Source organism: Neisseria sp. P0021.S007, from assembly GCF_051956855.1.
The window spans coordinates 1-996 of record NZ_JBQCXA010000176.1; the positions used below are offsets into that span (position 1 = coordinate 1).

Here is a 996-nt window from a genome sequence, read left to right on the forward strand (position 1 = left end):
ACTTCGCCTTATTTCGCACCCAATGCCTACTGGTCGGTCGTTGCCACCCTCGAAGCGGCCAAGTTGAACACCGCGCCCTATCATGTCTACGTCCCTTCCTTTGGAGAATGGGGATTTGTGTTGGCAGGGTTTGACCAAAACTTCCCCATTCCGCAAAAATTCGACGTACCCACCCGCTATCTCAATGCCCAGACCGTTGCCGAAATGTTCCGTTTTCCGCCCGATATGGCAAGGCGCAAGGTGGAAGCAAATTATTTGAACAACCAAATTCTCGTCAGTTATTTTGAAAGCGATTGGAACAATGTGATGCGATAGAATATCTAAAGGCCGTCTGAAACATCATTCTTCTTTTTATCTCCGTTCAGACAGCCTCAACGCCCGTTTACGCTTTTTCACACAGTATTTGCTTGAAAAAATAAGGTTTATCTTTATCTAGATAGAAGACAATCGACACTATCCGTTGAATGAAGGAACAAACACTTATGCAGTATTTTGGAATCGGTTTTTTGGTTTTAATCTTTTTGGAAATCATGTCTATCGTCTGGGTTGCCGACTGGCTTGGCGGCGGTTGGACGCTGTTTGTGATGGCTCTCAGCTTTATCAGCGGTATCTTTATGCTGCGCCATACCGGCATCTCCGGCCTTTTACTCGCTGGCGCAGCCGTCCGCAGCGGACAAAATATTTCCCCCTATCAAATGCTGTGGCCGATTCGCTATACTGCCGCCGCGGTTTTCCTGCTCAGCCCCGGCTTTATTTCAACCGCCGTCGCCCTGCTCTTGCTGATTCCGTTTAAAGGCAACGCGGCCGTTTCTTCTACTCAGTCTTTCCAAAGCCGCCAGACTTACAGCTCCGCCAAAGAGGATGAAGACATTATTGAAGGCGAATACACGGTTACGCGCACCAGCAAAGCCGACAAACCGCAAGACTATATCGAACACAAACCCGATTGACGACTTCCTTCATAAAAGGCCGTCTGAAATAGGAATACCTCAAAAG

Annotated in this window: 1 protein-coding gene and 1 pseudogene; both read left to right on the forward strand. The window is 48.0% G+C overall.

Annotated features, from left to right (window positions below; translation table 11 throughout):
* Positions 1–315: pseudogene (locus tag ACTHUR_RS12005) on the forward strand (polyamine aminopropyltransferase); the annotation flags it as partial.
* 167 nt (positions 316–482) lie between these two features.
* Complete coding sequence (locus ACTHUR_RS12010) at positions 483–950, forward strand: FxsA family protein (protein WP_440398720.1); 468 nt, start codon at positions 483–485, stop codon at positions 948–950.
* Positions 951–996 lie beyond the last annotated feature (46 nt).